Raw genomic sequence first — 26,119 nt, 5'->3', positions numbered from 1 at the left:
AGGACGCGACGAACGAAAGGACGGTGAAAAGCATCGACCATCCCATCGTTCTCTCCAACACCTCTGGGAATCAGCTTTCGTTCATCCCCTTCAGCCGCTCCTGGCGATCAAACTCGATCAGCGACTTTACCAGTTCATCCAGCTCCCCCGTCATGATCGCGTCCAGCTTGTGGAGCGTCAGACCAATCCGATGATCCGTCACCCGCGACTGCGGAAAGTTGTAGGTCCGGATCCGCTCGCTGCGGTCCCCCGACCCGATCAGGGTCCGCCGTTGATCCGCCCGCGCCTGCTGCGCCTTGTTCTGCTCCGCCTCCAGCAACCGGCTCCGCAGCATTCGCATCGCCTTGGCCCGGTTCTTGTGCTGGCTCTTCTCGTCCTGACACTTCACCGCAATCCCCGACGGGACGTGCGTGATCCGGACGGCGCTCTCGATCTTGTTCACCTTCTGACCGCCCGGCCCGCCCGCCCGCATCGTTTCGACGATCAGGTCTTTGTCGTTAATGTCGACTTCGACTTCTTCCGCCTCGGGAAGCACAGCCACCGTCGCGGCGCTCGTGTGGATCCGCCCCTGGGTCTCGGTCGCGGGGACGCGCTGGACCCGATGGCCCCCGCTCTCGAACTGGAGCGCGTGGAAAGCCCCTTCCCCGGAAACAGAGAAGACGATTTCCTTGAAGCCCCCCTGCTCCCCGGGACTGGCGTCCAGGATTTCCTGCGACCAGCCGCGGATGTCGACGTAGCGGGAATACATGTTGTAGAGGTCACCGGCAAACAGCGCCGCCTCGTCCCCGCCGGTCCCGCCGCGGATTTCCATGATGAGCCCGCCGCGGGTGATCGAGTCCCCCGCCGTCACCAGGTCCTCGAGCTCCGTCTTCATTCCCTCGAACTGCTGACGCAGCCCCTTGAGCTCCGACTCCGCGTAGGAACGGGTCTCGTCGTCCGCCTCCGCCTCCAGCATCCCTTCGAGATCCGCGATGTCGGTCGAGAGCTTGTTGAACGTCCGGACCGTCTCCGCCACCTTCCGCAGTCCGCCGTACTCCCGCTGCACCTCGACCATCTTCTGAGGATTGGCCAGCACCTCGGCACTCTGGAGCATCATCTCCAGCTCCTCAAACCGCCGCAGCTTCAGGTCCAGACTGGGGAACATGGTTTGACGCGTCCGGGAAGGGAGAACACCAGCTCGAGAAAACAGAACGGGCGGTTGGCCAGGGGCACCCCATCACCGACGGTACCGAAACCAACCACCGCGCAAAACAAAACGAGCGGGCGTCGCACCGGGTGCGTCGACCGCTCGTTGAGAGATGGCCGCTACTTGGAGGCTTCGCCCTCAGGCTTCTTGACGCCCCACTTCTTCTGGAACTTCTCGATCCGGCCGGCGGTGTCGATGAACTTCATCTTGCCGGTGAAGAACGGGTGCGAGGCAGCGCTGATGTCGATCGTGACGAGCGGATACTCGTTCCCGTCCTCCCACTTGATCTTCTCCTTGGAAGTCATCGTGGAGCGGGTCAGGAACTTGAAGTTGGCACCGATGTCGTGGAAGACGACCGGGTGATAGTCGGGATGGATGTCGTTCTTCATGGGACTTCAAAAGGCTGAGGGCCGAAAGCTCAAAGCTGACAGCCGACGCAGTGGACTGGACCGGACCGGAACACCAACCGATTAACGCTTCGAGAACTGGAAGCTGCGGCGGGCCTTCTTATGGCCATACTTCTTACGTTCAACCGCACGACCGTCGCGGCTCAGGAACTTGCCTTCGGCGAGGGTCGCGTGCAGCTGCGGGTTCTTGGCTTCAAGGGCACGGGCAATCCCGAGGACCATTGCCCCGGTCTGACCGGTCGGGCCGCCGCCGTTGACCTGGATGGCGATGTCAACCGCTTCCGCCATGTTCGTCGCCCGCAGCGGAGCGAGAACGTCGTGCTGGTCGCGGACGAGGGTCACGAATTCCTTGAACTCGCGGCCGTTGACGGTGATCTTGCCCGAGCCGTCCGTGATGCGGACGCGAGCAACGGCGGTCTTCCGACGGCCGGTCCCGAGAGCCGCACCAAAGCGGTCAATCTTACCCCGAATGACCGGAGCGGGACGCTCGACCGGCGCCACTTCGGCTTCGGCACCTTCGACGGCGCCGGTTCCCAGGGTCAGATCGCTTACAGCCTCGGTGGCGGGCAGAGTGTCAGTCGACATCAAACAAATCCTGGCAAACAGGCAGAGTCAAAGACGGGAAACAGGCAGACAGCCGGCGGGCAACAACGGGACGACGAGCCGACAGACTACTTGAGATAAGCGGGCAGTTCCTGCGGCTGCTGAGCCTGGTGAGGATGGTTCGTCCCCACGAAGAGCCGCAGGTTCTTGAGCATCTTGTACGCGAGCTTGTTCTTCGGCAGCATCCGGCGAACCGCTTCCCGGAGGATGAACGCCGGCTTCTTGGTGAGCAGCTCGGCGGCAGTGTCGGTGCGGTGACCACCCGGGTAACCCGTGTAACGGGAATAGCCCTTGGCGGCCATCTTGGTGGTGAAATACGGGCTTTCTTCGCGGGAGAGCTTCTTACCGCTGAAGCGGATCTTCTCGGCGTTGATCACCACGATGCAGTCACCGGACAGCACGTGCGGCGTGTACTCCGGCTTGTGCTTGCCCATGAGGATCGTCGCAATTTTCGTCGCCAGACGGCCCACGATCTGATTGTCCGCATCCACAACGTACCAGTTGGGTTGCGTCAATTCCTTCTTCGCCATGAACGTCTTGGACACTGCTCAGATCCTCTAACTCTCAACCACCAAATGGGATACGGATCCCCGGCCAAATGCGGAAACGCGCAGTGTATCGGAAGCGGCCCGTGCGTTCAACTGGAGCGGGGACAAAAGAGGCTGAAGGCGGAAGGCTTAAGGCCGAAGGAAGAAAAGGCGAATTGCGTCGCGACGACGGGAAGGCGACGGCGGACGTCTGTCTCGTTTGGCAGAGCCGGATCACGCGTCGCCTTCGGCCGACGGCGTCTCGTAGAGCAATTCTTCCGAAAGTCTTTGGACTTCACCTTTTCTGTCGAGGCACGCCAGGACGCTCTTCCCCTTGGCGACCAGCGTCCCCTGGCGGGTGACCTCGTAGGTGTGCTCCAGCTTGGCGAACGACATCCGCGAGATCCGGGTCGTCAGCGTCAGGAGATCGTCGTAACGCCCCGGGGTCTTGTAGTCGCACTCGATGTGGGTCACGACGAAAAACAACCCCCGCTCTTCCATCCGGCGGTAGCTCCCGCCCGCCGCGCGAAACAGCTCCGTCCGCCCCATTTCGAAATAGACGAAGAACGTCGCGTGGTGCAGGAAGGCCATCGCGTCCGTCTCGCTGTAGCGGACGCGGATCTCCATCGAGTGTTCGGTAAGGCGGGTCATCGGAGTCCGGTCTCAAGGGAGAGTCGACCGCGGCGGCGACGGGCTTCTCAACAGGTCGTCGATCTTCACATCCCGGTCGTAAGCGTGACGCAGGAACGAGTCGTTGGACGTGTTTTCCAGGAGCCGCCGCACGAGGTAGGCCATCCCTGGCAGCATTTCGCCGAACGGCGTGTAGACGCGGACCCGCTGGCCTTCTTCGGCGAACAGCAGGGCCTGATCTTCCGCCATGCCGTACAGCATCTGGATTTCCCAGGCCTCTTCCGGCAGCTCTTCGACGTCGGCGGCGGCCATCGCGTAGGCGAGGCTTCGCAGGTTGTGGCTGGCGATCGCCGGACGCAGCCATTCGTGATTCTGGAACAGGTAGCGGGTCTGCTGCTCGAAGTTGGCGTCGGTCTGCCATTTCTCCAGGTAGACGGGCGTCGGCCAGCCGCGGTACTGGGCCGCGACCGTCTCGTAGTCCCAGTAGGCCCCCTTGACCAGCCGGACCCACACCGGGGTCCCCCGCTCTTCCGCCCACTGCCGCAGCGAACGAAGATCCTCGCCCGAGTCGCGCAGGTAGGCCTGAATCACGATGCCGACGTGGTCCATTCGCTGGAATTCCTCTTCCAGCAGGACCTCCTTGAAGATCCGCAGCGTCAGGTTCTTGTAGTGGTAGTGCTCCATGTCAATGTGGACATGGGCGTCGTGCTCGAGGGCCGCCCGGAGGATCGGCCGCAGCCGGGCCTTGACCCGTTCCGAGGTCCCGCGGGCGTCGAGCGGCTTGAACTGGCTGTCGAGGGCACTCAGCTTGAGCGAGACGTTACACCGCGGCGCCCAGGTCCGGAGGTCGCGGTCGATGACCGGGTGCTCCGGCCACTTGGCGACCTGCGGCGCGAGTCCGGTGATCAGATCGAGGTAGGCCCGCTGGTAGGCTTCGGCCTCGGGTTCGCTGATGACCGCCTCGCCGAGGAGGTCGAGGGTGAAGGCGAGTCCTTTTTTCCGCAGTTTGGTGACCGCCTGGAAGATTTCGTCGACGCGGGAGCCGGCGATGAACCGTTCCGCCATTTTCCGGGCGTTGGTCCGGGCGCTGAAGGCGAGGGCCTTGCCGAGGAGCGAGTCATGCTCGGCGATGTCGAGCCCCAGGCGGGCGGCGAGGGGCAGCTTCAGCCGGACGTCTTCGAAGTATTCCTGGAGGTGCTGGGTGACGGACTCGCTCGAGCGAAGCATGGGGAGCGCGTCGACGAAGCGGAACATCTGGACTTTGACCGCCTGATCGGCCATGGCCCATTCGAGGACGTGATCGAGCCACCAGCGGGATTCGAACACGGTGGGACGTCGCCGTTCGAGGCGGTTCCAGATATCGCGGCCGATCTCCCGGGTCCGCTGTTCGATTTCGTCTTCCAATGCGGTCGAACTCGTCACCACCAAGCCACTCCTTTGCAAAACGGGAGCCCCGCATATTACGGGGGGCGAGGTGAAGCTGCCATCTCATGGAACGGATGGAAAACCGCAGTTGTCCCGCTGGCTCGAACCGCGTCCTTGCCGGCACGACTTCCATTGCTCAAACCCAATGTGCCACGGCCGCCTGGGGTCAAGGGGGTCTCAACCCCTTGCCGCCGGAGGCACTTTCATGAGGAACCGTGGTAAGCAACGGACCCCGCTTTGTGGCACCAGCTATGAGGACTCCCTCAAGCCACACCGCTGGCTTTGCAATCCCCGCGGGTTGGTGAGGGGGGCATCCGGCACGTTGTCCGCGCTTGGATACTCACTCCTTCAGACATCTCTCGACGGCCAGGCCTCCGGCGGGCAAAGGGGCGTTGCCCCCTTGCATCCCCCACCAGGGGTTCCCCCTGGACCCCGGTGTGATCAAAGCCGCTCCATTCCGCCTTCCGCCTCCGTCCGGGCCGCCTCAATGTCAATCGGCAGCCGCGCGGTAAACGTACTCCCCTTCCCGAACTCACTCTCCAACAAAATGTCGCCACCCAACAGCCGGCAAAGCTCGTTGACGATCGACAGACCCAGCCCCGTCCCTTCGTACTCACGAGTCAGCGGATTGCTCTGCCCCGGAATGGAACGCCCCTGCCGGAACTTGTCAAAAATCACCGACTGATCATCCAGCGGAATCCCGATCCCCGTATCCGTCACGATCAGATCAAAGAACTTCTCATCGTAACGCTTCGCCGTAATCCGGATCCGGCCTCCCTCGGGAGTGAACTTCACCGCGTTGGAGAGAAGGTTGTACAGAATCTGCTGGATCTTCCCCGCATCCTGCCGAACCACCGGAATCGCCGGATCGACCTCGGAATCAAGGCTGATGTTCTTCTTCTCGGCCAGCGGAAGCATCGAGCCGGCCAGCCGCTCCACGAGGTCGGCGACCACGAACTCGATGACGTGCAGCTGCATCTTCCCCGCCTCCATCTTGGCGAGGTCGAGGATGTCATTGATCAGCGTCATCAGGGCCCGGCCGGACACCTGGATATTCCCGACATACTTCTGCTGCCGCGTATCGAGGTTGTCCGCCGATGCCAGAACGTCGCTAAACCCCAGAATGCTGTTCAGTGGGGTCCGGAGCTCATGCGTCATCGTTGCCAGGAACTCGCTCCGAAGCTTGTTCATCTCATGCAGGCTGAGGTTGGCCTGGGCCAGTTCGTCGACCTTGTGATCGAGGCTGGCGTTCACCTCCTTGAGTTCGTCCTGCGTAGTCACAAGGTGGCGGAGCATGCGGTTGAAGGCGTGGCTCAGTTCCTCGAATTCGTCCCCCGTCCGGATGTCGGCCCGCTGCTCAAGGTCGCCGTGAGCAATCGAGTCCGAGACTTCTTTGAGGTGCTGCACCGGCCGCACCACGACGTACCGCACGATCGAGTACGTGGCGATCATCGCCAGGAAGCTCGTCACGATCGCCAGCGTGATCAGAATGGCGTTGTTGCGGGCAATGTCCCCTTCGGTCTCCTTGAGCTGAAACGTCACCTTGCCCACGCCCAGAAGGCCGTTCGGTTTGAGCTCCGGATCACTCCGCTGGTGGCAGGTGACGCAGTAGGGACGGGCCAGGATCGGCTGGAAGTAGAAGTCCTCACCGGTCTTGGGGCTGGGAGAAATGATGTAAGGGAGCGCCACCGCCGGATCGGCGAGCTGGTCCTTCATCTTCTTGAGCTCCTGCTCGATCTCCAGCACGGCGGACGATTCCGCGTCGTCGGCGGGGCGTTTCTCCGTGGGGGCCTTGGGATCGGCGGACAGGAACTTCCAGCGGTCCTCCCGCAGCGTCTCCGGCTTGAGCTCCTGCGACAGGTCCCGGATGTTCCGGCTCGACGCGAGGAGTTCGAATTCGCTGCCGAAGTTCGCGTCCTCGTGGGACGTGGCGTTGTGCTGCCAGTGGATCGAGCTCAGGTTGTGCGCGATGAGGAGCTGCACCCGCTGACGGAACTGATCGCGGACGACCCCCAGGTTGAGCTGGGCGTAAACGTAGAAGCTTCCCGAGATCAGGATCAGGAGGGCCCCCCCCAGAAAGAACCGCGTCTTGCGTTCCAGGCTTGTTTCGCCGAAGAGCCGCTTGATCGTGCGATACGACATGGGGAACGGAGGCGGGGGGAGACTGAAGGCGGAAGTCTTAAGACTGAAGGGAGAAGGATGATGGCCCGCCGCCAGTTTGGACAGAGAGCTTTCGCAAGTTGCCCAAAGCCGGCCGCGACTCCGCCCGACCGCCCCCTGGCCGCGTCACCGAACGCCGTTCCCCGCCCCGGGCCGCCTGTCCCCTGCCCTGTCGTGTTACCGACTGGCGAGCGAAACGTACGGCCGGGCTTCCACGCCGCGATAGCGGGCTCGCGGACGGATGATGTGACCGGTCTCCGCCTGCTCGATGGCGTGAGCGCACCAGCCGACCATCCGGGCCAGGACGAACACGACCGGAATCGCGTCCCGCGGGATTCCGAGGTAGTGCATCAGGCGGACGAACGACCAGTCGAGATTCGCCGGCTGCGTCCGGACTTCCCACACCGCCCGCTCGACGGCGTCGGCGATCTCTTCCATTGACGCGTGACCGCACCCTTCGGCGAGTTCCGCACAGTGGGTTTCGAGCGCCGCCGCCCGGGGATCGCAGTCCTTGAAGACCGGATGCCCAAACCCCGGCAGGGCGAGATCGGGATCCGAGTGAGCCTCGGCCCAGGCGACTGCCCGGTCCGCCGTTTCAACCTCCTCAAGCGAGTCCAGAACGCGATCATCCCCTCCCCCGGCCCGATCCCCCGACCGGACGGAGAGCGCCGCGGAGACCGCGGCAAAGACGTCGCTGCCGGTCGATCCGGCCAGCCGAGCCGCGAACGTCGACGGATTGAATTCGTGCTCGGCGGCGGCGATCAGGGCCGCCTCGAAGGCCCGCTCGAACAGGACTGGGGGCTCGTTCCCCGTGAACAGGTACATGATGTTCGCGCCGTAGCCCAGGTGGACCTGCGGCTCGAGCAGCGGCAGACCGCGGCGTCCCCGGTGCCACGCCGCGGCGATGAGCGGGGCCTTGGCCAGCAGCCGGACCGCCTGGGTCATTCCCCCCTGGAGCGGACCGTCGGCGGGCTGGAGGTCGAAATGCGCCAGCGTCGTGATCCCGGTGCGGAGAGCGTCGATCGGGGCGACGTGCATCGGCAGGCCGTCGAGGATGGCCAGGACCTGCTCGGGGAGCTCGCTCTCGTCGAGGACGATGCTCCGCAGGTCCGCCAGTTCCTCTTCGTTCGGCAGGTCCTCGTTGAGGAGGAGGTAGGCGACTTCCAGGAACGTCGAATCCTGGATCAGCTCGTGAATGCAGTAGCCGCGGTAGGTCAGCCCGTCGTCGAGGGAGGAGATATTCGTTTCCCCGGCAATGACCCCACGAAGTCCGGGATAGAAGATTTCCAGCGGCATGCGCGTCATCCCTGCAGAAGAGTTGATTCCGTTCTGTGTCACCCGAACGTCGAGACTGCCGGGCCGTTGTCGAGGGATCCTACCCGGTTCCGTTGCCGCCTACCACGATGGACGGCATCATCAGGCGCCCCGCGGGTTTGCACTCTTCGGAGGGTCCGCGGCGCTTGCCCAGATTGACTCATCTGCCCCTGCGAACCATGACTGACCGCCGCGCCGCGTTCGATCTTTCCCGCCGCTCGTTTCTGCGGGCCGCCCTGACTTCGGCTGTGGCGGTCCCCGCCTGGACCGGTGCCGCCTGGGGAGCGGGAGAATCAGCCAAGTCCGGGACTCCGCTGGGGATCGACAACTTTGCCGTGCGGGCGATGGGGTGGAAGGCTCCGCAGCTGATCGAATACGCGGCCAAGCTCCAGGTCGACATCCTGTTCATCACGGACCTCGACGCCTTCGAGAGCCTGGAGACGAAGGCCCTCGTGCCGATCCGCAAGCAGGCGGACGACGCAGGCCTCAAGATCTACCTCGGCTCCTGGAGCATCTGTCCGACCTCCACGACGTTCCGCAACAACCGCGGCACGGCCGAGGAGCACCTTCGGCTGGGGATCCGGGCGGCCAAAGATCTCGGTTCGCCGGTGATCCGCGTGATCCTCGGAAATGGTTCCGACCGGCTTACCCCGGGCGGTATCGAGGCCCGCATCGCAGACACGGTCAAAGTCTGCAAGGCGTGCCGGAGCGAGGCGATCGATTCGGGAGTGAAGATCGCCGTCGAGAACCATGCCGGCGATATGCAGTCGTGGGAGCTGGTCCAGCTGATCGAAGAGGCGGGCAAGGACTATGTCGGGGCGAACATGGACAGCGGAAACGCCGTCTGGACGCTTGAGGACCCGATGACGAATCTGGAGACGCTCGGTCCCTACGTCATCACGACGAGCCTTCGCGATTCGGCGATCTGGGAGAGCCCGAAGGGGCTGACGGTTCAGTGGACGGCGATGGGGGACGGCAACATTGACTGGAAGCCGTACTTCGCGCGGTTCGCGGAGCTTTGTCCCGGCATTCCGGTGAACATTGAGACGATCTCCGGATTCAACCGGGAGATCCCGTATCTGACGGAGGAGTTCTGGAAGGCGTGGCCGAAGTCGAAGGCGAAGGATCTGTCGCGGATGATCGCGATTGCCAAGACCGGCAAGCCGCGTGATCCGTGGTCGCCGCCGGCTGGCGCGGACCGGAAGCTGGCGGATCAGGAGTATCAGAAGAGCGAGATTGAGCGGAGCATTGCGTACTGCAAGAAGATGGGCCTGGGGCTGACTCCCGCGCGCTGATCGCCCCCGTTCATGCCGGCGCGGCGCCCATAGCTCAAACCCAATGTGCTACGGCCGATGGGGTCAAGGGGGTCTCACCCCCTTGCCGCCGGAGGCACTTCCATGAGGAACCGTGGCAAACGACGGGCTTTCCCTTTGCGGAACCGGCGTTGACGACTCACCGCACGCCCTGCACTCCCCGCGGGTTGGTGAGGGGGCATCCGGCACGTTGGCCGCGCCTGGACACTTACTCCTTCAGACATCCCCGACGGCCAGGCCTCCGGCGGGCAAAGGGGCGTTGCCCCTCTGCACTCCCCACCAGGGTAGCCCCTGGACCCGGTTGGTGGACGCGCTTCTGGTTTTCGCACATCGTTAGAAGCCGAACACATCCCACGTCTTCGGCAACGGCGCCGTGATCGTCAGCGGCTCATACCGAATCGGATGCAGGATCGTCAGCTGATACGCATGCAGCCCGATCGGGACGTCGTACTCATCGCTCTTCCGCGTCCCCGGAAACGACGTCGTCGCCCCGTACTGCGCATCGCCAACGATCGGCCAGCCCCGGCTCCCAAGCTGAATCCGGATCTGGTGCATCCGCCCCGTCCCCAGATCGACTTCGACAAGAGCCCTCCCCTTCGCCCGGGCAATCGTCCGGTACTTCAGCCGCGCTTCCCGAGCGTCCGGAGTGTCGGGCGTCGCGATGACCGTGCGGGGCTCATTCGGAATCCGATACAGCCAGTCGACTAACTCTCCGCTCTCCGGCTCCGGCGGCCGCTCGACAACCGCCCTGTACACCTTCTTCACCTGCCGCTCGGCAAACTGCTCCGCCAGCCGGGCCGCACACTTTGAGTTCCGCGAGAAGACCAGCACACCGGAGACCGGCCGGTCCAGACGATGCGGAACGCCGAGGTAGACCTCCCCGGGCTTGTTGTACTTGCGGGCGAGGTAGGCCTTCACCTCGTTGACGATGCTCGGAATCCCCGGTGGCCCCGCCTGCGAGACCATCCCCGGCGGCTTGTTGACGGCAATCACCGGCCCGTCCTCGCAAAGAATCTCCAGTGCTGCCGCCATGGTCTCCGCCACCGTCGCCGCTCACGCGTCAAAAGCCGCATGATAGAGACGCTCGAGGGCCCGTGCATCGACCGCGCGCGGATTGAATCGGGCGGTCCACTGCTCCGACGCTTCACCCGCCATCTGGGAGAAGAGGTCGCCATTCACCCCGCACGCGGACAAGGTCGTCGGCGACTCGGCCGCCTTGACATAGCTCGTGATCGCCCGGGCGAGGACTTCACCGCCCGTTTCGCCGGGCGGGACGTCCACTCCCAGGTCCCAGGCGAGATCCTGGTAGTGCGGGTCGACGAGCTCACTGTTGAACCGCAGGACATGCGGGAGCATGATCCCGATCGCAACACCGTGAACCGTTCCGAAGTGGGCCGAGAGCGGGTTCACCAGGGCGTGCGTCGCCCCCAGCATCGAATTCTCGATCGCCATCCCGGCCAGATGGGCGCCGAGCAGCATCGCCCCGCGGGCCTCAACGTCATCCGGGTTCGTCAGCACGATCGGGAAGGCTCGCGCCAGGAGATTCCAGGCGCGGCGGGCCACCAGCATCGACACCGGGTTCCGTGCCGTCGAGACGTAGCTTTCGAGGGCATGGCTCATCGCGTCGATCCCGGTCGCCGCGGTGACCGACGCCGGCATCGTGACCGTCAACTCCGCATCCAGGATGGCGATGCGGGCCGCGGCCTTCTTGTCGCCGCACGCCATTTTCATGTGCGTCTCGGCGTCCGCAATGACTGCGTAGGACTGGGCCTCGCTGCCCGTCCCGGAGGTCGTCGGGATCGCGATCAGGGGGAGCATCGGCCTGGTCGCCTTGTTGTTCCCCTTGTAGTCCTGCATCCGCCCGCCGTTCGTCAGGAGAAAATTGATCCCCTTGGCGGCGTCCATGCTGCTCCCGCCCCCGAGGCCGACGATCAGGTCGACCCCCCTCTCTTTCGCGAACGCGGTCCCGCGGTCGACATCCGCCGTTGTCGGATTGGGACGGACCTCGTCGAAAACGGCCACGTCGAAATCGGCCTCCCGCAGCAGCCCCGCAGCCCGGTCCTGGTGCCCCGCCTTCTTGAGCCCCGCGTCCGTCACCAGCAGAACCCTGTGACCGCCGATTTCGCGGGCCAGTTCACCGAGACGGGAGAGGGTTCCCGGGCCGAAGACGACACGGGTCCGGGGGTCGAAGTCGAAGGGTGCCAGTTCCGAGGAGAGGAGGTTGGGCTCGATCATCGGGGGAGGGCTGGGCGTGGGTTGGAGGGACTTCCGATTCTAAGAGGCGGGGGGCGATTCGGGGAGGGCGAGGCGTTTGTTGATGCGACCTCTTGTCCGGAATTCGGAGTGGAGTCGGACCGTCCCCGCGATCGTCGGGCGAAGCCGCTCGGGGGTCTTCGGTCCTATTGTGGGGAATCGGCTCCGGGGCTCCTTCAAGGGAAGATGAAAACGGCCCTTTCGGCGAAAAGAAGTCACTCGAGCGAAAACCCCTCCGGTCCCCTGCTCCACCCCGAGCCGATTCCTCGCGCCGCCACGGAAGCAGTGCCTGGAACGGGATTTCGGGAAGGGGCCCCCGGCCCGTGTCTTCTCAATAAGGAGTCTCTCGGATATCGTCGCCACGAATCCGGACTACCCCGGTCGCCGACCTCCCTGCGCGTGACCGAATTGTTCCCGACCAACGAGTGATGCCATGACGCTGGAAGAGATTCTGTTCGACGCCGAAGAACGTATGGACAAGGCGACCGACGTGTACCGGACGCAGCTGCAGGGTCTCCGCACCGGCCGGGCCACGCCGGGCCTCGTCGACTCGATCAAGGTCGAAGTGTACGGCACGTGGACCCCGCTCAAGCACATCGCGAACATCAGCTGTCCCGAGCCGCAGCAGATCGTGATCCGCCCGTTCAATGCCGCCCAGCTCCAGGACATCGTCAAGGGGATCCAGTCGAGCGACGCCGGGATGGCCCCGATGTCCGACGGCCGCATGGTCCGGATCAACGTCCCCGCCCTCTCCGGCGAGCGCCGCAAGGAGCTGATCCAGCGGGTCCACAAGATGGCCGAAGAGGCCCGCGTCGCCATCCGCAACATCCGCCGCGACGCCAACAAGGCGGTCGAGACGGCGGAAAAAGAGAAGACGATGACCGAGGACGAGGCGAAGGATGGCAAGGAACAGGTCCAGGAACTGACCAAGACCTACGAAACCAAGGTCAACGGCTTCGCGACGGACAAGGAAAAGGAACTGAACGAGTAGGGGGAGTTGTCAGTCGTCAGTTCTCAGTAAAACCTCAGCCCCGCGGGATCCGTTCCGCGGGCTTTTTCGTAGAACTGGCCGGCTTCGTCTCACTCTGCCCCGCCCCTCTGACTGACAACTGATTACTGAGAACTGAAAACTCACCATGTCCACGCTCCTCGAACGCTTCCTGCGGTACGTCCAGATCGATACGCAGTCGGATGAAACGAGCTCGACTTCGCCGAGCACTGCCAAGCAGCTCGTGTTGTCCCGGATGCTCGCCGACGAGTGTCGGGCGATGGGTCTGGCCGACGTCTCGTGCGATGAGCGCGGGATCGTGATGGCGACTGTTCCGTCGAACGTCCCGCACGACGCGCCGATGATCGTGTGGAACTCCCATGTCGACACGTCGCCCGAATACTCGGGCACGAACGTGAAACCGATCGTGCATCGGAACTACGCCGGAGGAGACCTCGTCCTGCCGGGCGACCCGACGAAGATCCTGACCGTGGCGGAGAATCCGTCGCTCAAGAAGCTCATCGGCGGGACGATCATCACGACCGACGGCACCACGCTGCTGGGGTCCGATGACAAGGCGGGGGTGGCGGAGATCATGAGCGCCGCCGCGCACCTCATGGCCCACTCCGAAATCCCGCATGGGCCGGTCCGGGTCTGCTTCACGGTCGATGAGGAGATCGGCCGGGGGATCGAAGGGCTCGACTTCCAGAAGCTCGGCGGAGTGTGCGGTTACACCCTCGACTCCGGCGGCATGGGGCGGATCGACTACGAGACGTTCTCGGCCGACCTGGCGATCGTCACTGTCCACGGGAGGAACACCCATCCCTCGGTCGGCAAGGGAGTGCTGGTCAACGCCATCCGGCTGCTCAGCCAGTTCCTCGACCGTCTCCCGCGGGAGGTCCTCTCTCCGGAGTCGACCGATGGCCGGGACGGGTTTCTCCATCCTTATCACATTGAAGGAGGGGTGGCGCAGGCGTCGGCGCGGATCATCCTCCGGGACTTCGAGACCGAGAAGCTGAAGGACCACGCCAACCTGCTCTCCGGGATCGCGGCGGAGCTCATGAAGCAGGAGCCGCGTTGTCGGATCGATGTCGAGATTCGGCGGCAGTACCGGAACATGCGGGATGGGCTGCAGAAGGAGCCGCGGGCTCTGGCGAAGGCGATTGAGGCGGTCCGCCGCACGGGCCAGGAGCCGCGGCTCGACATCATCCGCGGCGGGACGGATGGAGCGTTGATGACCGAAGCGGGTTTGCCGACGCCGAACCTCTCGTCCGGGCAGCACAATCCTCATTCGCCGCTCGAGTGGACGAGCCTGGAGGAGATGCAGAAGGCGGTCGACGTTCTGGTTCAGCTTGCGATTGCCTGGGCCGAGTAGCCATCTCGCTCCGGTCATATTCGCCGGGGTCCAGGGGTAACCCCTGGTGGGGAGTGCAGAGGGGCCTGTCTTGTTTTCTTGGCCCCCTTTGCCCGCCGGAGGCCTGGCCGTCGAAAGATATCTGAAGGAGATCGTGTCCAAACGCGGACACCGTGCCGTATGCCCCCTCACCAACCCGCGGGGATTGCAAAGCCAGCAGTGTGATTCAACGCGGGTACCACAAAAGGGACGCCCGTTGTGCCCCACGGTTCCTCATGGAAGCGCCTCCGGCGGCAAGGGGTTGCCCCCTTGACCCCGGCTGCCGTAGCACGTTGGGTCTGAGCTATCACGCCGTGCCGGCAAGGACGCGGTTCAAGAAAGCCGGAACGACGTGGCTACAAAAAAAACGCCCGACTTGCGTCGGGCGTCGAGTCCAGCAGCGGTCGCCGAAGATCTAGCTCTTCTGGCTGATCGTGAACTCTTCGAACTTCACCGACTGGTTCTCGCCGGAGAAGTTCTCGAAGACCTGAGCCACGATCTCGTGGAATTTGTTCTTCTGGACCGAGTAGAAGTTGTGCTTGCCGTCGCGGCGGGGCTCGATCAAACCGGCCACCCGCAGCAGGGCGAGGTGGTGGCTGACGGCCGGCTGGCTCTGGTTGAGCCGCTCGCAGAGAGCCGAGACGTGCAGCTCGCCTTCGCGGATCAGATACATGAGGATCTTGAGGCGGGTTTCGTCCGCCATCAGCTTGAAGACCTGCACAAGGTCCTTCTCGAGCTTATCCGACAGCTCGGGAATCTGGGTGGCCGTCGCCTTGGCCAACTGTGCATCCAACACGGCAGAATTCATGTCACTCTCGTTCTGAGAAGAGGGCGCCGGAAACGGGTCGTCCGAACCAGTCTCGGCTGGGAATATGGAGTCCGCTTTGTGCGGAAGTTCTTCGTCCAAAGGTCGGATCTTTCAGCGCCAACAAAAACACCGTGAGCGGGCCCTCGAAGTGAGGACGACTCCAGTTTTCCGAATTGGCGTGTTCTGATTGAAAACCGTTGCCAGAAGGGATGGGTGGCAACGGACGAAACTTACGTTTCGAACCATCAGGCTCGACAGCAGCCATCCGTCAGAAAGGATACGGAATGGGAAACAAGGCTGCGGGACATTGGCGAACCTGAGCGTTCGAAGGATCGTGTGCGACCGGCCGGATTATCATTCACTGATTCGAGGTCGTCAATGACCTTGTGGGGTCATGCACGAACAGCTTTTCCACAACGCGTTACCCAAAAGCCACTTACAACGCGATGAAAAGTTTGTGATCCTTCCCATGAACAGGACATTCCATCAAAATGTGTCGTTCCGTTAAAGGGAATTCCGGTGCCTTCGGAAAGAAAGCGGGGCAGAGCGCCACGCGGCGAACGCCCGAAAGCCCGCTCCAGAATCCGACGGTCCCCGCCCGTCGGAACCATCAGCGGAGCCGGTCCGCCTGAGAACGGGTGAGCCCCCTGCCGTCGACGTCGGAAAGGGCCTCGGGCCCGATTCCAGACGGATGTGCCGCCGGGTTTGGGCCTCAGACCGGGTTGTCCGTCCGAAACGGCCCCCCGAGATGCTCGCCGCCGTGAAAGCGGTCTAGCGGACCGGAGTGAAATCGTCGATTTCGGCGATCTGCGTCGGGGCCCCCGCGGCTGAGGTCGACACGCGACACGTCTGGCCGGGGACGAACTGCTGCTGGTTGTTTTCGACGCGAATCAGGGCCCGCGGCGACGGACCGTGGGAATCGAGCCGAAAGACCACGCCTTCCCCGGACTGCGATGGCTGCCCCGCCTGGATCCGGACGCCCGCTCCCGGCGCCAGCCGGGCCGCATCCGTCGCGGGAATCGCCACGGAGACGAACAGAGCGTTGATCGGCTGCAGAGTCACGACGGCCGGTCCCCCCGGGAGGATGTCCGCTCCCCTCTGGAACTGGATCTTCGTCACGACGCCTCCGGTCGGAGCCCGAATCAGGAGGGCTTCACGGGTGGCCTGCAGCCGACGGAATTCGAGATCGAGCTCGCGAAACCGGAGTTCGCGGTCCCGGGCTTCCTGTCCGGCGGCCGAGCGAGCCGCCGCCGCGCTCCACAGGTCCGCGGCTTCCTGCCGCGCCTGCTGGATGCGGGCCCACGCCGCATCCGAGTCCGATTCCAGCGTCGCCAGGATCTGACCGGTCGCGACCTGATCGCCGGCCGACACCGCGACCGAGCCGATCCGGCCGGCCTGAGCGAACCGGAGCGATACCTCGCTCGGCGACTCGAACACCCCGACAAACTCTCCCGCGGAAAGGGAGGCCGCGCTGAACGCGACGAGCCAGGCGGTCGCCAGCCATGAGTAGGTCGGTTTCAAGTCCACTCTCCCGAGACTTCCGGCCCGCCGGGTGCGTGCGGGCCAGCCCTTCGTCACATCGGACGGGCCTCGCGGGCCGGCCCATGCTCGTTCCGGCCCGCGAGGTCCAATCGGCAGAAAACTCGATTCCAGAGAGTCTGGGCAAACTGTTCACGGCCTCCCCCGCACCGCCCGACTGAAGGAAATCCTTCTCGACCGCGTCGAAGAGGCCAATCCCGACCGCAGCCCGCCGTACGACCGTCAGGGTCGCCGCAATCCGAAGGGTCCTCCCGCTGGCTGGTCACGGCATATCCCCTATCCGCGTCCTCATCCGCAGCCCGACCGGGCGACAATCCCGCATCGCGCCAACTCCTCCCTCCCCCCCTGCCGATCTTCAACAGGGCGCGTGCGGAGCCTACTCCCGCGCCTCGTCCCTGATTCCCGGTCCCGTTTCGCCCGGTCCCCCGCCTCCCTGCCGCCTCGGAGCCCCCATGTCCCCGCACGTCCGGACCGCTCGCGGACGTCGAGCCCTGCAGGTCTCGTTCATCGCGCTGTGCGTCTCCGGCGTGCTCTCGACGCACTGGCTGACGGAAAACCGGATGATTTCGATCGTCCGGGAACGCTCCAACCTGGCGCACGTCATCGCCTCGAACGCCTCGGTCCTCCTGACGCGCGGGGACAACGAGACGCTCCAGCGGACGATCGAACTGCTGCCGGAGATCCATCCGGAGATCGCGTCGGTCCGGCTCATTCCCGAAGGGGAGCAGCCGGCGATCACGTCGGCAACCCACCAGGACTGGGACACGGGATTCGCCGACCCCGAGCAGCATCTGGAGGTCCCCCTGTTCCAGGGCCAGCAGCGGTGGGGGACGCTCGACCTGCGGATGCATCCGATCCCCCGCATCGTCCCCTCCCTGCGGCTGGTTTCGATCTGGGTCGGGGCGGCGGCCATCCTGTTCCTCGTCCTGTACCAGATCTTCCGGACCGGAATGGCCCTGGCGGACTCGGCCGCCCTGACCGACTCGCTCGTCCCCGGCAAGATGCGGCGGCTCCTGGAGGGGCTGTCCGAAGGGGTGCTGGTCCTCGACGCGGGCGGACAGATCCAGTACGCCAACTCCGCGTTCTGCGGGCTGGTCAACAAGCCGCTCGAACTGCTGACGGGGAAGCGGCCCGAGATCCTGCCGTGGATCCTCCCTCCGAAGGACGACTTCAAGCCCCCCTGGACCGTGGTGATCCACGACGAGTGCCGGGTCGAGAACGCCACCCTCCACCTGCGGAACATCGACGGCCGGACACTCGTGCTGCGGGTGACGGCCTCTCCTCTCTATTCCGAGGGGGGGGCGTTCGCCGGCCAGATCGCCTCGTTCGACGACATCTCCCTGTTCGAGCAGTACAAGCTGGACCTGAGCGCCGCCCGCGATGCCGCCGAACAGGCGAGCCGGACCAAGAGCGAGTTCCTGGCCAACATCAGCCATGAGATCCGCACGCCGATGAACGCCATCCTGGGCTTCACGGACGTCCTCCGGCGGGGGCTGGCGGAGTCGCGGCAGCACGCCGTCGAATACCTCAACACGATCCACTCCAGCGGCACGCACCTCCTGGGGCTCATCAACGACGTCCTCGACCTCTCGAAGATTGAGGCGGGACACCTCCAGATCGAGACGCTCGAGACCCATCCGCACGAGATCCTGTTCGACGTCGTGAACGTCCTGGGGGTCAACGCCCGCGAGAAGGCGATCACGCTCCAGTACAGCTCCGCCGCGCCGATCCCGGAAGGGATCCAGTCCGACCCGACGCGGCTGCGGCAGATCCTCATGAACCTCGTCGGGAACGCGGTGAAGTTCACCGAGAAGGGGGGCGTGACGGTCGTCTCGTCCTACGAGGCGGAGAAAGGGAAAGCTCCGATCCTGCGGGTCGACGTCACCGATTCCGGCGTCGGGATGTCCGAGAGCGTCGTCGCGGGTCTGTTCGAGGCGTTCGTTCAGGCGGACTCGACCGTGACGCGAAAATTCGGCGGGACGGGACTGGGGCTCGTCATCAGCCGGCGGTACGCGCGGGCGATGGGGGGTGACATCGTCGTCACCAGCCAGCCCGGCGAGGGGAGCACGTTTTCGCTGCGGATTCCGACCGGAAACACCAAGGGGTTCCGGCTCACGACGGCGGACGAGGCGCTGGTCGAGATCCGGAACCGCCAGCAGAACCGCAACACCAATCCCGTGTCGATCCGGCTGCGAAAGTGCCGGATCCTGGTGGTCGACGACGGCGAGGCGAACCGCCGCCTCCTCTGCCTGGTCCTCAAGCGGGCCGGAGCCACGGTGGAGCAGGCGATCAACGGGCAGGAGGCAGTCGACATCGTCTCCCTCCGGGACTTCGACGTCGTCCTGATGGACATGCAGATGCCGGTCAAGGACGGATACACGGCGACGCGCGAACTCCGCGACCACAACTTCCGCAAGCCGATCATCGCCCTCACCGGGCACGCCATGACCGGGGACGACGAGAAGTGCCTGGAGGCCGGATGCTCTGACTTCCTGACGAAGCCGGTCGACATCGACGTCCTGCTCGGCCGGATCGCCAACATCGTCGGGCGGGCCGAAGAACCGGCGGAACCGGCGAGCCTCCCCGCCCCGGCAGCGGCCCCCCAGGAGCCGGCAGCTTCCTCCCGCGGTACCGGCCCCCGGACCGCCTCGGAAAGCGGCATTCTGTCCGCCCCGTTCCCTCACCGGGAGATCCGGACCGTCCAGCCTCCCCTCTCCACCGCCCCCACCGCTCCCGTCGCTGCTCCCGCGACGGCAGCGTACTCACCCCTTCCCGTGCCGGACGAGACCGGCCGGGAGTTCACCCGCCCCTCCCTCCGTCTCCTGGAGGCGGCCCGCACCCGCGGCGGCCCCCTCCCTGCCCCACCGGCGCCGCCCCCCCTCCGCAAAGAGGGTCCGATCACCTCGCGTCTGCCAATGAGCGACCCGGAATTCCGGTCGATCGTCGAGCAGTTCGTCGGCAAGCTCCGGGACGAGCACCGGCTGATGATCGCGGACCTGCATCCGGGCGGGCTCGAATCCCTCGCCCGGCGGGGGCATTGGCTCAAAGGGGCGGGCGGAACCGTAGGGTTCCCCGAATTCACCACGCCAGCCCGGGATCTGGAGCGGGCTGCCCAGGAGAAGAATCCCCAGGCAGCCGCTCAGGCGATCCAGGCCATCGGCGAGCTCCTCGGACGGGTCGAGATTTCCGCCTGACGCCGTCGGAGACGGCGGCACAACCGCTGCGACCGCTCCATCCGGTTCCGGGGATTCGGACGTTCCGTTGAGAAATCGCCACGCGGCACGCGGCGAGTGACCTATCAGTTGAAGAAGGCAGGGAGGCTGTCCCATCGGAAACGCCTCATGCTGTCCTCGATCTCCCCGCTCGATCACATCCCCACCGACCCGACTCCGGCCCCCGCACCCGCGGTCCCGCGGACCGGGGGAGGTTCGCAGCCGCGACCGTTCGACCTGTTCGCGCACCGCCGCTCGGTCAACGTCAAGAACGCGCGGATCGCGATCATCGACGACGAGGAGCTGAACGTCCGCGTCGTCCGGAAGCACCTGGCGGACGCGGGCTATTCGAATTTTCTCCCGATCACCGATTCGAGGCAGGCGATCGCCAGCATCCGGGCGGACCGGCCCGACCTGATCCTGCTCGACATCATGATGCCCGAAGTGAGCGGGCTCGACATCCTGCATCTCCTGAGCCTGGAAGACCGCCTGCGGCAGATTCCCGTCCTGATCCTCTCGGCCTCGACCGAGGTGGAGCTCAAGCGGGTCTGCCTGGAGCTGGGGGTCACGGACTTCCTCGCCAAGCCGGTCGATCCGTACGAGCTCCTCCCCCGCGTCCGGAACGTCCTCCTCAGCAAGCACGACCGGGACCAGCTCGCCCAGCACGCCGAACAGCTCGAAGAGCAGGTCCGCCAGCGGACCGCCGAGCTCGCCGCCTCCCGCGAGGAGGTCGTGCACTGCCTGGCCCGGGCCGCGGAATACCGCGACGACGACACAGGCCGGCACGTCGTCCGCGTTGGAAAGTACGTCGGGGTCATCGCCCGCGAGCTTGGCTACGCCGAGTCGCGGGTTGAGGTCCTGGAGCTAGCCGCGCAGCTTCACGACATCGGCAAGATCGGCGTCCCGGACGCGGTGCTGCGGAAGCCCGGCAAGTTCGAGCCGGACGAGCTCGAGCGGATCCGCCGGCACTGCGCAATGGGGAAGGACATCATCTCCCCGCTGACCAGCTCCGACTGGCGGATGCTCAAGAGCCACGCCAACCTGGGGGCGAACCTGCTGAACGTCGCCAGTTCGCCGCTCCTGATGCTCGCGGCCCGGATCGCCCAGACGCACCATGAGCGGTGGGACGGGACGGGGTATCCGCTGGGGTTGCAGGGGGAAGACATCCCGATCGAAGGCCGGATGACCGCCGTGGCGGACGTTTTCGACGCGCTGAGCACGAAGCGTCCCTACAAGCCCGCCTTCCCCCGCGAGAAGTGCTTCGCGATCCTCAACGAAGGCCGCGGCACGCACTTCGATCCGACGGTGCTGGACGCCTTCTTCCGCCGCAGCGCCGAAATCATCGAAATCCAGATGGACTACATGGACATGGACTCCCGCACGGAGGCCTGACCGGAAACCGTCGTTCCGGGCACGACCACCGGGGCCAAGGGCGACCCCGGTGGGGGATGCAAGGGGGACTGTCTTGTTCTTCTTTGGGCCCCCTTGCCCGCCGAAGGCCTGTCTCTTCGGACGCCATCGGAAACCTTGCGTGTCCAAGCGCGGACAGCGTGCCGTATGCCCCCTCACCAAACCGCAGGGAGTCCGGTCACGGCCCGGTCAGGATCAGCCGGATGTCGTCGGTGTCCGGACGGTCGCCATAGCCATTCCCGTTGTCGTCCCGCCCGTTGCGCCCGACGCTGTAAATGATCGTCCGCTCCCCGGTCCGGGCCATCTTCAGCGGCGCGTCGGAAAAGGGGTCACTGGGTAGCGCTCCCGCCCCCTCGGCCGGGAGATCGCGTCCTTCCGCGACGGCGATTCGCAGCTGGAAGGCCCCCTTCGCAACCGCCGTTCGAGCGAGATCTTCGGTCAGGATCTCTTCGTTGTTGACGCCGAAGCTGATGAATCGGGCCGCAAGGAAGTCCGCCAGGAGGGTCGTCGGCTCCTGGAAAATCGACCGGGCCATCGCGGCGACAAGATCGGTGTCGGTCCCGACGCGACGATCGGCCTCGTGCAGGGGGCTGACCGCCTTCTCGATGTCGCGCAACCGCAACGCGTGCTCCTCCGCCTTCATGGCCGCCGCGACCGCGTCGTAGGTCTGATTCCCACGCGTCAGGACCGCGTTGATGTCCATGCCGCTGACGACCAGCTGATTTGCGGCCCAGTTCCCCTTTCCCCCGATCCAGCTTTCCAGCAGGAGATCTCCCGACTTCAGCCTCAGCAGGAAGTCCAGGTAGAGATACCGCTCGGATTCCACCGCCTCGTGAAACGGCCTCGGGATCGCAACCTCCGAGAGTTCCTCCCACTTCCGACGCAGTTCGTCCGCGGGGTGCGGGGAGACGGAAAGCCACTCGGCCAGCGGAGCCCAGGCCAGCCCGCGAACGCTCGCCGCCAGATGCCACTCCACCAGCAATTCTCCCCCCTGGATGTGCCGCGCGATCCGGATCACGGTGAGCAGATCGCTCCAGGCGCCGTCGAGGTCCCCTGCTCCGATCCGCCGCATGGAACGGCAGGCGAGCATCCGGGCGACCGTGCGGGCTCCATCGACGTGGGCCAACGACTGGAACACGAGCGGCTCGCCCTCCAGCCGGAAAAGCGGGGTAAAGGCCTTGGGGCGTCGGGCGGCCGTGGTCACCGCGGCAAGGAGTGCCTCGTTCTCTTCCAGCCACCGCTGGATCGCGGGGTGATCCTCGGGGAGCCAGGGGCGGGACGACGTCGTCCGCATCTGTTCCGTCAGGTCCGCGGAGAGCCCCAACCGGGCGGCGATCGGAGTCAGTTCGCGGATCTGCGGCTCAGCGGGAATGCGGACCTCGAGACGCAGCTCGAGCTGTTTCCGGCGGGCCTCCGGAATCCGGCCGACGCTCCCCATCGCCCCCCACATGGCCGCCCAGAAGTTCTCCTCCGGTTTGACTCCGGCCCGCCGCCGACGATTGAGGAACTCGACATAGTCGGGGTAGCCCTCATCCGTCAGCGGCGCCGTGATGACGGTGGTCTGCGGGCCGAGCCGCAGGCCGACTTCGGCGGCCGAACGCCGACGCAGCGGGTCGGCCCCCTCCACGCCGCGAGGGGCTGCGGACCACATCATCCCGCAGGCAAGAACAGCGAGCGTCAGGAGGTGGCGCATCGATCGTGCTTCATCGAATCCGGAGGTAAAAACCGAGTCCGGAGTTTACGGCAGATCGAGGACAATGCGGATGTCGTCGTTTCCCGGCCCCTCCTCGTGCTCTTTGGCCCCGTCGTCCTGCCGGTCGGGCCCCACGCTGTAGAGGACGAACTGCTTCTCCGTCCGCTGCGAGCGGAGCGCCGCGCCGGAGAATGGGTCGAGGGGATAGGAGGCGTTGACCGTCATCGCCGCCGCTCCGCTGTCGGCCATCTGGATCCTGGCCAGGAAAGCGGCTTTCATGAGAGCCCGCTTGGCCGCATCCGCGACCGACTGGATCTCCAGAATCTCGATGCTTCGGGCGTCAAAACGGACGAGAAACTGGGCCAGGAAACGGTCCTGCCCTTCCAGGAGAGACTGGAGGAACACCGGCATCAGATTCCCTTCGCCTCCGATCCGCTGCTGGACCTCCTCGAGGGGCTTCACGATCTCGCGGAGACCGACGAGGCGGGTCGCCTGATGGTCGAGCTTCAGCACCGCGTCCAGCGCGTCCAAGATCCGGTTCCCCTCGCGGAGAACCTCGTTCAGGTCCACGGCGTCGACGACCAGCTGGTTGGTGGCGGCGTGATCCCGGCTGCCGGTGAACATCTCGATCGAACAGGCCCCCGACTTGAGAGCCAGCACCTTCTCCAGGAACTCGAACCGCATCGTCTCCAGGGTTGCGGACGCGGACCAGACCGGGATGACCGAGGCCCATTCCAAGCGCCGGCGTTCGAGCTCCTCTGCCGCGAGCGAAGTCCGGGACAGCCAGTGCCCGAGCGGCTTCCGCAAGGACGCCCGCATCTCCATCCCGCACAGGCGATCGAACAGGAAGTCTTCCCGCTCCAGGTGCCCCGCGATGCGATGCGCGGTCATCAGGTCGCTCCAGGCCCCTTCATGATCACCATCCCCCAGGCACCGCATCGCCCGGATCTTCAGCAGGCGGGCCACGGACCGGGCCGCCGCCACGTGCGCGACGGTCCTTGTGGTCACACGTGGGTCGGAAATCCCCAGCACTGGCATCCAGCCCCGCGGGCGGCGAGCCGCCTCGGACGCTCTTGCGAGGACCTCGTCGTTGACATCGAGCCAGAGCTGAAGCTCGGGATGGTCTCCCCGCCGCCAGGGACCCGATTGCGCCTGCCCAACGGCTTTGCTCAGCGCCGCCTCCGCCTCCCCTGTCACCCCGACCAGGGTCCAGAGCGCTTCCATCCGGGGTTCGGAATCGATGTCGCTCAGCAGTCCGCGCTCGACCCGCTCCAGAAGCGGCTCCGGGAGGCGCTCGATGTTCCCCACCGCCCCCCACATCGCGGCCCAGAAGTTCTCCTCCTTCGGGACGCCGGCGCTCATCCGCCGGTTGAGGAACTCGACGTAGTCCGGATAGCCGTCGGCCGTCCGCGGTTCTGAAATGACCGTCGTCTCCGGCCCCCATTCCAGCCCGATCTCCGCGGCCGTGGGTCGGTCCGGCTCGGCTGCGGCGACCTTCGCCATCAGACCCGCGCCGACCAACGCGGCGCAGAACAGACAGACGAGAGGCCGCATGAAGAGACGGATCTCCCGGTCCAACGTTCGACTCAGAACGGTCTGGCCCATTTCGCTCTCCCGAAACGTCGAGGCGCGTTTTCGCGCCTCGACGCGGGAGATACGTTCCGAACGTCCCAAACGCAAAAGGAAACTCACCCCGCGGCGGCGTTCGTCGGAACCAGGCGTTCCGTCCGCGGGAACCGGCTGTGACCTGCGGACCGCGGATGCGCGAGCCGAGTTCAGCCTCCCCCCTGGAGACCTTCGAGGCGATCCTTCGTGTCCTTGTAGTCGTAGTCCCGTTCGAGGACGCGGCCGTAGTATTCTTCGGCCTTGGCCGGATCCTTCAGTTCTTCCGCAATCCGGCCCGCCCAGTAGTAGCACTCCTTGAAGAGCTCGGGATCAAAGTCGAAGTTCAGATCGGGGATCGCCCGCTCGAACTGCCCCCGGGCGAGGCTGAGCTTCTTGTCGTACATGAAGCTCTTGCCGAGGTTGAACAGCGCCTTGACCTTGAGTCGCGGGTCCTGGGTCGCCTTCTGGAACAGCGGGATGGCCTGGGCCCAGTTCTGGACCCGCATGTAGCGGGAGGCCAGCTCATACTTCCGGCCGAGGTCCGCCGGATACCGCTCGGTCCGTCGCTGGAGGACTTCGATCTCCCGCTTAAGCAGTTCTTCGGCCAGGGACCGGGCGTGCAGGCGGGCCTGCTCGTTCTCCCCCTTGCTCGCTTCGACCTTGGCGTTCTCCAGGTTCCGCTCAAGGAGCAGGAGGTCGATATCCTCGATCTTCTCCCGGACGTCGGGCGAGTTGCCGCTGACCGCGAGCCCCTGATTGAGGACCTCGATCGCTTCCTCGAACTTGTTGGCCCGCTTGTAGAACTCGCCGAGCTTGAGGTAGTGCTCCAGCCGCGTCGGCTCCTTGCGGATGGCGTGCTTGAGGTCCAGCTCGATCGACTGGCCGGGGGCGGCCGCTTCCCGCTGCGGCTTCGCGAAGACGTTCGGTTCCTTCATCGCCTCGCGCGAGGTCGTCGCCCCTTCGACCTTCTCCGCCACCTTCTGCGACTGGAGACGGGTCATCTCCGACCGGGCCTGGGCGTCGGTCGGGTCGAGGTTGTAGAGGTGCTGCCAGATCTTGGTCGCCTCGTCGTACTCCCCCTTCTCCTTGAGGACTTCGGCGAGCCGGACGTTGATGTCGCGGTTCTTGAGGTCGAGCCCCCGCGCGAAGTTGAGGCTGAACTTGGCGATGTCCAGAAAGCCGCGGGCCCGGGCCACTTCGCCGAGCTCGACATTCAGGGCGACGTCCCAAGGGTTCAGCATCAGCCCTTCTTCGCAGGCCAGGTCGGCCTCGGCCCAGGTCTGGGCGACCTTGGCCTTCTTGATCCGGCCCCGGATCCCGGTCAGCTTCATCTTGGCGAGGGTGCCGGCCCCGGTCTTGTTGTCCTTGTACCGCTTGCACTGGCTGTTGCGGAGGAGCTGGCGGAAGTTCAGCTTGTCCGGACAGAACTTGACGGCGTTGAGGAACATCTCCCCCGCCAGGTCCCAGTTCAGCTTCTCGACCGCCTCGACCCCGCGCTTGTAGCAGAGCGTGGCCCGCTTGATGTTGTCTTCGCTGTTGCGGAACTCGGGCTGTTCGTCGCTCATCGCTGTTGCTACCGCCGTAGTCATGACCACTCTCCTCCTGACCTGATCGGTGGGAACGGGAGAGTTGATTCCACTGCGCCCGAGCCGA

Annotated in this window: 20 protein-coding genes; 5 read left to right on the top strand and 15 right to left on the bottom strand. The window is 65.1% G+C overall.

The features are described 5' to 3' along the window. Window positions 1-70 precede the first annotated feature (70 nt). The 8 genes from prfA to VT03_RS25540 form a co-directional block, all read right to left on the bottom strand. The gene (gene prfA, locus VT03_RS25575; protein WP_075095625.1) at window positions 71-1,144 is read right to left on the bottom strand and encodes a peptide chain release factor 1; all 1,074 of its coding nucleotides are present in this window, start codon (window positions 1,142-1,144) and stop codon (window positions 71-73) included. 161 nt (window positions 1,145-1,305) lie between these two features. Continuing rightward, entirely contained in the window at window positions 1,306-1,575 is a 270-nt protein-coding gene (locus tag VT03_RS25570; protein ID WP_075095624.1) for a type B 50S ribosomal protein L31, read from the bottom strand. A gap of 81 nt (window positions 1,576-1,656) precedes the next feature. Next, window positions 1,657-2,178, bottom strand: a complete 522-nt coding sequence (rpsI, locus tag VT03_RS25565) for a 30S ribosomal protein S9 (RefSeq protein WP_075095623.1) — start codon at window positions 2,176-2,178, stop codon at window positions 1,657-1,659. Window positions 2,179-2,264: 86 nt separating this feature from the next. After that, entirely contained in the window at window positions 2,265-2,741 is a 477-nt protein-coding gene (rplM, locus tag VT03_RS25560; protein ID WP_231870522.1) for a 50S ribosomal protein L13, read from the bottom strand. A 216-nt stretch (window positions 2,742-2,957) separates the two neighbouring features. Next, window positions 2,958-3,374, bottom strand: coding sequence for an acyl-CoA thioesterase (locus VT03_RS25555; RefSeq protein WP_075095622.1), 417 nt, complete (start codon window positions 3,372-3,374; stop codon window positions 2,958-2,960). Between the two features lie 12 nt (window positions 3,375-3,386). After that, window positions 3,387-4,775, bottom strand: coding sequence for a proline dehydrogenase family protein (locus tag VT03_RS25550; RefSeq protein ID WP_231870521.1), 1,389 nt, complete (start codon window positions 4,773-4,775; stop codon window positions 3,387-3,389). A gap of 444 nt (window positions 4,776-5,219) precedes the next feature. After that, window positions 5,220-6,920 carry a sensor histidine kinase gene (locus VT03_RS25545; RefSeq protein WP_075095620.1) on the bottom strand — a complete coding sequence of 567 codons (1,701 nt, stop codon included), beginning with the start codon at window positions 6,918-6,920 and terminating at the stop codon, window positions 5,220-5,222. A gap of 195 nt (window positions 6,921-7,115) precedes the next feature. Next, window positions 7,116-8,234 (bottom strand): citrate/2-methylcitrate synthase, encoded by a 1,119-nt coding sequence (locus VT03_RS25540; protein WP_075095619.1) that lies wholly within the window; start codon window positions 8,232-8,234, stop codon window positions 7,116-7,118. 197 nt (window positions 8,235-8,431) lie between these two features. On the opposite strand from VT03_RS25540, the gene VT03_RS25535 reads away from it, so the two are divergent. Beyond that, entirely contained in the window at window positions 8,432-9,547 is a 1,116-nt protein-coding gene (locus VT03_RS25535) for a sugar phosphate isomerase/epimerase family protein (RefSeq protein ID WP_075095618.1), read from the top strand. Window positions 9,548-9,898: 351 nt separating this feature from the next. Here VT03_RS25535 and VT03_RS25530 read toward each other — a convergent pair whose 3' ends face one another. Together VT03_RS25530 and VT03_RS25525 are read right to left on the bottom strand one after the other, a co-directional pair. Next, entirely contained in the window at window positions 9,899-10,597 is a 699-nt protein-coding gene (locus VT03_RS25530) for an RluA family pseudouridine synthase (RefSeq protein WP_075095617.1), read from the bottom strand. A 21-nt stretch (window positions 10,598-10,618) separates the two neighbouring features. After that, window positions 10,619-11,800, bottom strand: coding sequence for an iron-containing alcohol dehydrogenase (locus tag VT03_RS25525; protein WP_075095616.1), 1,182 nt, complete (start codon window positions 11,798-11,800; stop codon window positions 10,619-10,621). Window positions 11,801-12,251: 451 nt separating this feature from the next. Between VT03_RS25525 and frr the strand changes: the two genes are divergently transcribed. Then, on the top strand, window positions 12,252-12,809 hold the full coding sequence (gene frr, locus VT03_RS25520; protein ID WP_075095615.1) for a ribosome recycling factor: 558 nt from the start codon (window positions 12,252-12,254) through the stop codon (window positions 12,807-12,809). 145 nt (window positions 12,810-12,954) lie between these two features. Further along, a complete protein-coding gene (gene pepT, locus VT03_RS25515) occupies window positions 12,955-14,181 on the top strand; it encodes a peptidase T (protein WP_075095614.1) in 1,227 nt (408 codons plus the stop codon). A 433-nt stretch (window positions 14,182-14,614) separates the two neighbouring features. Here the strand turns inward: pepT and VT03_RS25510 are convergent, their stop codons facing one another. Both VT03_RS25510 and VT03_RS25505 read right to left on the bottom strand, forming a co-directional pair. Next, the gene (locus VT03_RS25510) at window positions 14,615-15,007 is read right to left on the bottom strand and encodes an ArsR/SmtB family transcription factor (protein WP_075095613.1); all 393 of its coding nucleotides are present in this window, start codon (window positions 15,005-15,007) and stop codon (window positions 14,615-14,617) included. Window positions 15,008-15,778: 771 nt separating this feature from the next. Further along, window positions 15,779-16,528, bottom strand: a complete 750-nt coding sequence (locus tag VT03_RS25505; RefSeq protein ID WP_075095612.1) for an efflux RND transporter periplasmic adaptor subunit — start codon at window positions 16,526-16,528, stop codon at window positions 15,779-15,781. 470 nt (window positions 16,529-16,998) lie between these two features. Here VT03_RS25505 and VT03_RS25500 point away from each other — a divergent pair, with 470 nt between their 5' ends. Both VT03_RS25500 and VT03_RS25495 read left to right on the top strand, forming a co-directional pair. Then, window positions 16,999-19,740 (top strand): response regulator, encoded by a 2,742-nt coding sequence (locus VT03_RS25500; RefSeq protein WP_075095611.1) that lies wholly within the window; start codon window positions 16,999-17,001, stop codon window positions 19,738-19,740. A 147-nt stretch (window positions 19,741-19,887) separates the two neighbouring features. Beyond that, window positions 19,888-21,150 carry an HD-GYP domain-containing protein gene (locus tag VT03_RS25495; protein WP_075095610.1) on the top strand — a complete coding sequence of 421 codons (1,263 nt, stop codon included), beginning with the start codon at window positions 19,888-19,890 and terminating at the stop codon, window positions 21,148-21,150. A 196-nt stretch (window positions 21,151-21,346) separates the two neighbouring features. Here VT03_RS25495 and VT03_RS25490 read toward each other — a convergent pair whose 3' ends face one another. The 3 genes from VT03_RS25490 to VT03_RS25480 form a co-directional block, all read right to left on the bottom strand. Continuing rightward, complete coding sequence (locus VT03_RS25490) at window positions 21,347-22,861, bottom strand: hypothetical protein (RefSeq protein WP_075095609.1); 1,515 nt, start codon at window positions 22,859-22,861, stop codon at window positions 21,347-21,349. A gap of 45 nt (window positions 22,862-22,906) precedes the next feature. Continuing rightward, complete coding sequence (locus VT03_RS33785) at window positions 22,907-24,466, bottom strand: hypothetical protein (protein ID WP_075095608.1); 1,560 nt, start codon at window positions 24,464-24,466, stop codon at window positions 22,907-22,909. 170 nt (window positions 24,467-24,636) lie between these two features. After that, entirely contained in the window at window positions 24,637-26,055 is a 1,419-nt protein-coding gene (locus VT03_RS25480; protein WP_197489082.1) for a tetratricopeptide repeat protein, read from the bottom strand. Window positions 26,056-26,119 lie beyond the last annotated feature (64 nt).

It is taken from the genome of Planctomyces sp. SH-PL14 (assembly GCF_001610835.1).
GTDB lineage: Bacteria > Planctomycetota > Planctomycetia > Planctomycetales > Planctomycetaceae > Planctomyces_A.
Note: the sequence above shows the minus strand (reverse complement) of the source record. Positions and strands in the feature narration are given on the sequence as shown.